4 protein-coding genes are annotated in these 9603 nt (G+C 74.4%); 2 read left to right on the top strand and 2 right to left on the bottom strand.

Annotated elements, in window-relative coordinates; genetic code table 11:
* Window positions 1–448 precede the first annotated feature (448 nt).
* Entirely contained in the window at window positions 449–1840 is a 1392-nt protein-coding gene (locus NON19_RS32590; RefSeq protein WP_255932891.1) for an NsdA family TPR-like regulatory protein, read from the bottom strand.
* A 1129-nt stretch (window positions 1841–2969) separates the two neighbouring features.
* On the opposite strand from NON19_RS32590, the gene NON19_RS32595 reads away from it, so the two are divergent.
* The gene (locus tag NON19_RS32595; protein WP_255932892.1) at window positions 2970–5078 is read left to right on the top strand and encodes an asparagine synthase-related protein; all 2109 of its coding nucleotides are present in this window, start codon (window positions 2970–2972) and stop codon (window positions 5076–5078) included.
* 462 nt (window positions 5079–5540) lie between these two features.
* The gene (locus NON19_RS32600) at window positions 5541–8732 is read left to right on the top strand and encodes an ATP-binding protein (protein WP_255932893.1); all 3192 of its coding nucleotides are present in this window, start codon (window positions 5541–5543) and stop codon (window positions 8730–8732) included.
* Here the strand turns inward: NON19_RS32600 and NON19_RS33260 are convergent.
* A partial coding sequence (locus NON19_RS33260; protein ID WP_303654620.1) for an NPCBM/NEW2 domain-containing protein occupies window positions 8719–9603 on the bottom strand: 885 nt, incomplete at its 5' end. The two genes, NON19_RS32600 and NON19_RS33260, sit on opposite strands and share 14 nt — an antisense overlap.

The following is a 9603-nucleotide window of genomic DNA, read 5'->3' on the forward strand; positions in this document are numbered from 1 at the left end:
CCCGTACGTGGCTCCGCCCCGCAACCGTTCCCGGGGGCCCCGCCCCCAAACCCCGGCCGACGGGGGCGGGCCTCGGTGGAGGGCCTTGTGGCCTGGCGAGAGGGTTCGCCTGTCGCCCCGACGAGAGTGTTCGCCCGCGCCTGCGCCTCGACGAGAGTGTTCGCCTGCGCCTCGAAGGGATGGCTCCGCTTCCCCTGGGAGGGTGCGGGGTCGTGCCGCGGTGGGCGTGGCTACGCGTCGCGGGTGTCCGGACGCCCCCGACGATGCGCGGCGAGGGGGGCGTCGGTTCGCGCCCGGCGCCGCGCCCCCGCAACTCCGTGCCCCAGCAACTCCGCGCTCCCGCAATGCCATGCCCCCCGCAACTCCGTTGGCGCGCTGGGCTGTTGCTTTGCTCCGTCACCGTGCCCACCGCACCGCGTCACGTGCGCAGAACGGGCCCTCCGGCCCGCTACGCCGGGGCGGCCAGCAACGGGCGGGCGCGTTCGCGGAGTTCGGCGACTCGGGGTTCGTCGCCGTACGGCTCCAGGCGGTGGAGCAGGTCGCGGACGTACTCCGTGGTGCGGGCCGAGGAGATGCGGCCCGCGACCTCCACCGCACGGACGCCCGCCGCGCAGGCCGCGTCCAGGTTGCCGGACTCCAGCTCCGCCACGGCGGAGACCACCAGGCGCAGCCCGTGGGAACGGACGAAGTCCTCGGTCGGCCGGGACAGCGCGGTCTCGGTGAACCGCCGGACCTGCCGCGGCACCCCCAGATCGCTGTAGCACTCGGCGGCGTCGGCGGCCAGCCGGTCGTACGAGTAGAAGCCGAGCCACGCCGGGTCGGGGTCGCCGTCCCGCGCCCGCTCCAGCCAGCCCTCGGCGGCCGACAGCGCCGCCCCGCACGCCTGCGGGTCGCCCGCCTTGGCGTGGGCGCGGGCCTCGACCAGGTGGAAGAAGCTCATCGTGCGGGCGGTCGCCAGCCCCCTGTTGCGCTCCAGCGCGGCCTGCGCCAGGTCCACCCCCTCGTCGGCGAAGCCGCGGTAGATCGCCTGCAGGCTCATGGACGCCAGCACATAGCCACCGAGCGGTACGTCGGCCGCCGCGCGGGCCAGCCGCAGCGCCTGGATGTAGTAGCGCTGCGCGGCCTCCTGCTGGCCGGTGTCGAACGCCATCCACCCGGCCAGCCGGGTCAGTTCGGCGGTCGCGCCGAACAACGAGCGCCCCACGTCGTCGCTGTACGAACCCAGCAGCAGCGGCGCCGCCTCCACCCGCAGGCACTCCGGCACCATCCCGGAACGCCAGTCTCCGCCGCCGTACTTGGAGTCCCAGCGACGGGCGTCGTCGGCCGCCTCGCGCAGCTTGCGCACATCCGCGTGACCGACCCTGGGCGCACCGGAGTCCGGCATCTCGCGTGCCACGGAACCGTCCGCGGGAGTGATCAGCCAGCGGGACGCGGGAGTCGCGTACGCGGTCACCGCGAAGGAGCCGGTCAGGAAGTCGCGGCGACCGGCGAGGTCGAGCCGCCACAGATCGGTCGCCGACTTCACCGCCTCGCCCACATCGCGCGGGAAGGCGAGCCCCACCTCGGGCGCCGGATCCGCGTCGGCGAGGCCGATCTCGTGCAACGGCACCGGGCGGCCCAGTTTGCTGCCGATCGCCGCGGCGATCAGATGGGGCGCCGCGCCCTGCGGCACCATCCCCTTGGCCACCCAGCGGGCGACCGATGTCTTGTCGTAGCGAAGCGTCAACCCCCGTTGCGCTCCGAGGTCGTTGACCCTGCGCGCGAGGCCCGCGTTACTGATCCCGGCCAGGGCGAGCATGGTGCCGAGCTTCTCGTTGGGCCCGCGGTGTTCCCTCGTCATGCGCACTCCTCGTCCCGCTCGCCGCCCCCTGCGCCGCGGGCCGCGGACCGCTTCACCCGCTGGCCGCCGGGGTCCTGCGACCGCCGACGCCCGTCGCAGGGCATGGGCCGAGCCCCGAGCCACCGGGACGCCCGCTCCTCGGGTACACCCAGCGTAGTTCGCCGGATCCCGACCGTTAAGAGGAGTTGTCCCGGATGGCGAGATTCCTGCGCCGCACTGGTGTACGTGCTCCCGGAGTGTGTGGCTGTGCGCCCGTCTGTGCGCTCTGTGCGGACCGGCGTGACCGCGCTTGCATGGGGCCGTGGGTCGGCCTGCCGTCGAGACTGCGGCTTCGGATTTGTCGGTGGTGGGCCAGGGGACACCGCTGCCTCATTCCCCGCGGGTGGCGGAACCGGTCCGGGGGGCGTGCCGACGCCTCCCGGACTGAGCGTTGGGCTCGTGCGGGTGCGCGGCACGCCCACGTGATGTTGGCGAGAAATCGCCGGTTTGGGGATTGCTGGTAAGGGCAATTGAGACGGGCTGCCCGTTCCGGACCACGGAGGGGGAGGCCCGGGACGGGCAGCCTCATGCCGGGGCTGATGCGCCGCCCTGCGGCCGGGCGCCCGGCCGCCACTTGATGCGACGCGTTACTCCGCCGAACGCGTTCGGTGCCGCCCGCGCGACGCGGCATCCGGCTGGCGCCCGGCGGCACCGCCTGGGGCACCGCCGGGGGCACTCGGAGCCCTGGGCACCTGGCTCGCGCCCTGCGGTATCCGGCTCGGGTCCTCCGGTACCTGGCTCGCGCCCTGCGGCACCCGCCCGGGGCACCCGGGGCCATGCGGCACCCGGCGCCCCGGGGCACGCGGCACCCGGCACCCTGCGGCACCCGGCCCATGGCATACGTCAACCGGCATACGACACACGGAACATAACGCCCATAACGTCACATGGTCCGCGTCGGTGGCGCGGACCGGCGCTTCGCCATGCTCCCGTACGCCCCCTGACGCTCCACTCCGTGGCAGCATGTTCCCAGAGCAGAGCCCTGGTGTTCCCCGAACGGAGTTCTGTCCGGGCTCTGAAGGAACGGCAGTTCGCCGTGGTAGCGAGGCCAGTTGTCCAGGCCAGTTGTCCACAGCCGGTGGAGGCTGCGATGCGGTGGTTGGTGGGTTGGAGCAGCGCCGTAGCGCGATCATCGGTCGTCGCGGGGCGGACCCTGCTACCGGTTGGCGGCCAACTCCTGTGGGGCGACCCCGATCCTCTGTGGGCGGTCGGCGACTGGCGCGCCGACGAGATCCGCGTCATCACGGCCGACCCGACGCGCCCCGCGGGCAACGGCGCACACGGCGCGTACGGAAGCGCGTACGGGTTCAACTCCGCGCACCGCAACGGCGGTGGCCCGGTGACCGCCCGGCTCGCGGTGCTGGGCCGATGCCTGGCCAGCGACGACGCGCTACGCATCGGGCTCTACGCGGCGCGCGGCGGCGCACTGCGCCATCTCACCATGTGGGCAGGCAGCTACACCGCGGTGCTCCAGATCGGGCGCCGCACCACGATCGTCGCCGACCTCGCCGGAGCCCGTCCGGTCTTCCACACCCCGTGGGCGGGCGGCACCGCCTACGCCACCGCCGCGCTGCCGCTCGCCGACCTCATCGAGGCCGGACTCGACGTCACCCACCTCGCCGCCCAACTCGCCTGCCCCGACTCACCGGAGGCGCTCGGCAACGGCACGCCGTACCAGGACGTGCGCCGACTGCCGCCCGGTCATGCGCTCATCCTGCGCGAGGGCGTTCCGGAGATCACCGGGTACGAGCCGCACGCCTCCCTCGCTGTCGGAGCCTCCCGTTCCGCCACCGACGCCGAGCAGGCGGTCGCGGGCGTACGGGACGCGCTGGTCGAAGCGGTACGCGCCCGGCTGGCCCAGCCGCGGTACGTACCCGAGCCCGGTGACGCGCCCGCGCCCGGGATCGGCGCCGACCTGTCGGGCGGCAGCGCGTCCGCGACCCTGGCACTGCTCGCCGCCGGGCTGCCCGGTATGCCCGGCACACCGATCGGACTGGGGGCGCAGGCCGGACAGCGGCTGCGCGCCGTCACCTTCAACGACCTGGCCACCAGCGGGGAGCAGGGGCGCGACGCGGAACTGGAACGGGCCCGCAGGATGGCCGCCGACCCCCGGCTGCACCACGTCGTGGTACCGGGCGGGCCGGAGTCCCTGCCGTACGCGGACCTGCTGGACAGCGGTCCGCTGACCGACGAACCAGGACCCGCGCTCATCACCGCGGAACGGCACCGGCGGCGGCTCGTTGCAGGCGGCGCCGACCACTTCATCGGCCACGGCGCCCGCCACGTCCTCGACGCGCACCCAGCGCGGCTCGCCGATCTGCTCCTTGACCGGCACCGGCGCCATCTGCTGCGCCCCGCGGCCGCGTTGGCGCGCGCCGAGGGAGCGTCGGCGCGCTCGGCGTTCGTACCGCTGACCCTGTACCGGGCGGCGCGGCGGCTCGCCCGCACGCCCTATCAACAGGGTGTGGAGGACGCGGCGGGCCGACTGCTGGCCCGGCGCTTCGACGACGCGGGCGCGGGTGGCCTCACCGCGTCGCTGGCCGCGCTGACCTGGTGCCGTCCGGGCCCGGCGGCCCGCTGGCTGACCGGAGAGGCGCTCGCCGAAGTATCGATTCGGTTGTCCGACGCGGCGGCCCGGCCCGGTTCCGTGGGACGCCCCGGCGAACGGCGGGCCCGTGCGGCGCTCGCCCGCGCGGCGGCTGACCTGCGGGTCTTCGAACAGGCGGTGGAGGTGCGCAGCCAGCGGCTGCACGCGCCGTTCCTCGACAACCAGGTGGTACGGGCGGCTCAGGCGCTGCCCGAGACGATGCGAGTACGGCCCGGGGCACGGGCCTGGGTGCTGCGGGCGGTACTGGCCGGGGCCGGGGTGCGGGACCTGCCGCCCGGCTGGGGCGCCACGACCAACGCCTCCGGCGCGGTCCGGATCGGGCTGCGGGCCGCTGTGGACGACCTGATGGACCTGTTCAGCGCGCCACTGCTGGCCGATGCCGGACTGGTCGACGCGCGGGTGGTACGGGGTGCGCTGCGCGCGGCGGCGGACGGGGAAGCGTTGCCGCTCGACGGGCTGGGGGAGTTGGTCGCCACCGAGGTCTGGCTCCGGCGCCTGATCGCACGACGCGGCTCGTGCTGGACGGGACCCGACGCGCCGGGGGCGCTCGCGCTGGCCTTCCGGGCGATCTCGCTGCCGCCCGCTCATTAGGCGTCCGGGGGGTCACTGGGGGCGGCTCTGGGGGGCGGCGGGGTGCGGCTCTCTGGGTGCGGCTCTGGGGGTGCGGCGGGGCGCGGCTCTCGGGTCAGCGCGGTGCGGCTCTCGGGGTGCGGCTCTCGGGTCAGCGTGGTGCGGCTCTCGGGGTGCCGCGGGGTGCTGGGGGCTCCGGCCTGCGGTGCTTGTTCGCGGGGTTCGTCTTTGAACTGCCGCTGCGGATGGGCGGGTTGGGGTTCGCCCACCCACCCGCTCGCCCGTTTGTCCTGGGCCTTTGGGTTGCCGTCGCGCTCTGTCCGGTTGTGGGTCGGGGGCGCGCCGGGTGTCTCCTCACGCCACGTGCGTGGTTGCGTGCGGGTGCTTGGTGTGGTCGCTGCGGGGACACCCCGGCAATCGGGTGGCCGGGCAGGCAAACCCCCAACCCCAGAAGGAGCCGCACCCGCGGGGGAGAATGAGGCGGTGCGCTACCAACTCCTCGGAACGACGGAAGTCGCCGGCGCCCCGCTGCCCGGCGCCCGCCTGCGCGCCGCACTCGCCGCGCTGGCGCTCCGCCCCGGCCGCCCCGTAGCCCCCTCGCTGCTCATCGACGAGGTGTGGGCGGGCGACGAGCCCGAGGACGCCCACGGCGCACTGCAGGCGCTGGTCTCCCGGCTACGCCGAACCCTCGGCCGGGACTCCATCGGCTCCGGCCCGGCGGGCTACGTCCTGCACGCCAAGCCCGAAGACGTGGACCTCTTCGTGTTCGAGCGGCTGACCAGGGACGCCGCCGCCATGCTCGACGCGGGAGACCCGGCGGCCGCCGCCACCGCACTGGACGAGGCCCTCGCACTCTGGCGCGGCCCGGCACTGGCCGACCTGCCGGACCGTTCCGCCGCCGCCCGCTGGGAGGCCCTGCGACTCACCGCGTCGCAGCACCGCGTCGAGGCGTACCTGGCGCTGGGCCGCGCGGCCGACGTCCTACCGCAGGTACAGGAACTCATCGCCGAGCACCCACTGAACGAGCCGTTCCGCGCCCAGTACATCCGCGCGCTGCGCGCGGTCGGCCGTACCGCCGACGCCCTGGCGGCGTACGAGCAGACCCGCGCCGCCCTCGCCGACAGCCTGGGCACCGACCCGGGCCCCGAACTGCGCGCCCTGCACGCCGAGTTGCTCGCCGCCCGCCCCCACGCCCAGCCGTCCCCGCCGCCACATCGGCAACCACCCGCCCCCGGCAACCTCCGCCCCCGACTCACCAGTTTCGTCGGCCGCGAGGACGACCTTCGCGCGCTGCGGGACGACATGGCCATGCACCGCCTGGTGACCCTCGTAGGAGCGGGCGGGGCGGGGAAGACACGGCTGGCCGAGCAGGCCGGAACCGAACTCGCCACCACGTACCCGGACGGGGTGTGGGTCGCCGAACTGGCGCCGGTCGCCGACCCGGGCGGCGTGGCCCGCGCCGTACTCAACTCGGTCGGCCGCAGCGACACCGCCGTGCTGACCTCCACCACCACCGTGGCCGAGCCCATCGAGCGGCTGCTCGAACACTGCGCGCACCGCCGCATGCTGCTGGTGCTCGACAACTGCGAGCACGTCATCGGCGCCGCCGCCCGCACCGCCGAAGCGCTGCTCGCCCACTGCCCGGGAGTGACCGTGCTGGCCACCAGCCGCGAACCCCTGGGCGTGCCCGGCGAGGCGGTCCGCCCGGTGGAACCGCTGCCTCCGCCCACCGCGTACCGGCTGTTCGCCGAACGCGCCGCCGCCGTCCGCCCCGGTTTCGACGCGGACGCCGACCACGAGGCGATCGCCGAGATCTGCCGCCGCCTGGACGGCCTGCCGCTCGCCATCGAACTGGCCGCCGCCCGGCTGCGGATGCTCAGCCCACGCCATATCGCCGACCGGCTGGACGACCGCTTCCGCCTGCTGACCAGCGGAAGCCGCACCGTACTGCCGCGCCAGCAGACGCTGCGCGCGGTGGTCGACTGGTCCTGGGGACTGCTCGACGCCCGGGAGCGGACGGTACTGCGCCGGGTCTGCGTCTTCTCCGGCGGCTGCACCCTGGCCGCCGCCGAAGCGGTGTGCGCCGACGGCACGGAGATCGACGAGCAGGACGTTCTCCACCTCATCGGGTCACTCGTCGACAAGTCACTGCTGGTCGCCGAGGAGTTGCCGGACGAGGTGCGCTACCGCTTCCTGGAGACCATCCAGGAGTACGCCCGAGAGCGCGCCGCCGAACATCCGGAGGAGGCCGCCGCCACCGCCCGGCGTCACACCGCGTACTTCCACGACCTGGTGCGCACCGCCGACTCGAAGCTGCGCACCGCGGAGCAACTGCCCTGGCTGGAGCGGCTGGAGACCGAACTGGACAACGTGCGCCGCGTACTGAAGCGGGCGGTCGACACGGGCGACGAGGAGACGGCGCTGTCGATGGTCGCCGCGCTCGGCTGGTTCTGGTGGCTGCGCAGCTACCGGGAGGAGAGCGCCGGGTGGCTCTCCCGGGTCGCCGCGCTCGGCCAGCCACCGGTGGATCGAAACGATCCGCTGTTCATGCCGCGGATGGACCTGCGACTGGTGCGGTTCCTCCTCAGCGCGGACCTGCCGAAGGTGCCGGGATTGGCCGACGGAGAGATCAAGGAGACGGCCCGGCAGATCAGTGAGGTGTACGCCGAGCCGGGACCGCACGGCGCACGCTTCCCCGGACTGCTGTGGCCGTTTGTGGGATATCTCCTGGGCGGACAGCAGGATATGCGGGCGCACGCCGACGTCATGGTGGACAACTGCCGTGCTTATGGTGGGGATTGGGAGATCGCCTGTGGGCTGACCCTCCGCACGCACGTGATCATCGATATGCCGGGCGGGTTCAACAGCGCCGACGCCGACTGGGCGGAACTGACCGAACTGGCCGAGCGGGTCGGGGATCGCTGGTTGCTGGCCCAAGTACGCACCGCTCGCGCCGAGTTGGAGACGGTGCGCGGCCAGTACGCCACCGCGCGGGCTGATCTGGAGGCGTCCATCCGGCTGTGCGAGGAGTTGGGGGCGCGTGCCGAGCACCCGTTCCTGGTGGCCAGGCTGGCGGAGTTGGCCACCCGGGAGGGCGATGACGCGACAGCCAGTCGACTTCTGGAACAGGCGGAACGGGAAGCCGAGCACTACGGCGTCTGGGACGCCCGTACATATATCCGCTGCCTGCAAGGGAGTATCGCCGTGCGTGCGGGCGATGCGTCCAGAGCCCGTGAGCTGTGCGATATCGCCCGTGCCGAGGCGGGGAGAGGCACTCCGCCGCCGATGTTCACCGCCGTCCTCACCAGCATGGACGGCGACGTACTGCTCGCCGAAGGCAAACGGCCTCAGGCACTGGACACGTTCCGCCGCGCGTTGCGGCACGGCATCGCGGCGCAGTGCACCGAACCACTGCTCGCCGCCCTCGCCGAGCGCGCCGCCGTCGCCCTGCTGGAGCTCGGCCAACACGCCGACGCGCTGAGGGTGTTGGGCGCCGCGACCACGCTGCGCGGACCGCTGCCCCGCTCGGTGCCCGAGCAGGCCGACGCGGCACGGGTGCGGGACGGGGCCCGCGCCGCGCTGGGCGACCAGGCGTACGACGCCGCCTACGCGGAGGGCCAGCGCCACACCGTCGGGGAGGCCGCCGACCTGCTGGACCGCCTCACCGGCAACTGATGCGCGACCGCGCCCAGTCCGCCAGGTTCAGCAACGGCCCGCCACCCGCGTCCTGTACGACCAGCCGCAGCGTCTTGTACCCGGTGAGGTCGGCATGCACCGGCACCGGCCCGCTGTCCGCGGTGACCACTCCCGAGGCGAACAGCGGCGTATCGTCGCCGTAGACCTTGAAGCGCACCGCGCCGCCGTCCGCCGACAGGTCGTCCAGCCCCGCCACCGCGTCGTACGAGGTGCATGCGCGGTTGAGGTCCACGACGACGTACGAGGGGGCGTGCACGCTCACCCCGTCCGGGTAGGTGGTGCCGTCCACCTCCAGGTCGTAGCGCCGCCAGAGCCAGTTGAACGGGTCCGGGCGCACCTGCGGTCCTGTGCCGTCCCCGAAGGCGCTCAGCGGTAGCTCGTTGACCTGGTAGACGCTCGGCGCATCCAGCGGGGGCGGCGTCGGCTCCGGGGTGGACGACGGCGTCGGCCGGGGCGTCGGCGGGGTGGGCTTCGGCACGGGCTCGGGCTCGGGCGGCGGCGTCGGCCGCGGCGACGGCTTTGTCGGCGCGGCGCGGAGCGGCGGGACCGGCGTGGGCGGCGGGGCGCTGGGCCTCGGCGGGCTCGTCCGCGAGGCGGGCGTCGGTGGCGGAGGCGGGGAGGACGGCTTCGGCACGGGGGCGACGGGCGCGATGGGAGCGACGGGCGCGGCCTTCACCGGCGGCTTGGCCTCCGGCTTCGGCGCGTGGTGGCCGTTGCCCAGCAGGGTGGCGGCGAGCGCCACTCCGCCCGCCGCGACCACCACACCCGCGGCGACACCGAGTTTCACGGGCAGCCCCACGCCCTCGGCCGCCGCGGCACCGCCGGAGCCGGGGGCCCCGCCCGCCCCCAC

The organism is Streptantibioticus rubrisoli (assembly GCF_024436055.1).
Lineage (GTDB): Bacteria > Actinomycetota > Actinomycetes > Streptomycetales > Streptomycetaceae > Streptantibioticus_A > Streptantibioticus_A rubrisoli.

Coding starts and splice junctions, on each gene's coding strand:
- NON19_RS32590 (WP_255932891.1), bottom strand. CDS start 1,840: ATGACGAGGGAACACCGCGGGCCCAACGAGAAGCTCGGCACCATGCTC.
- NON19_RS32595 (WP_255932892.1), top strand. CDS start 2,970: ATGCGGTGGTTGGTGGGTTGGAGCAGCGCCGTAGCGCGATCATCGGTC.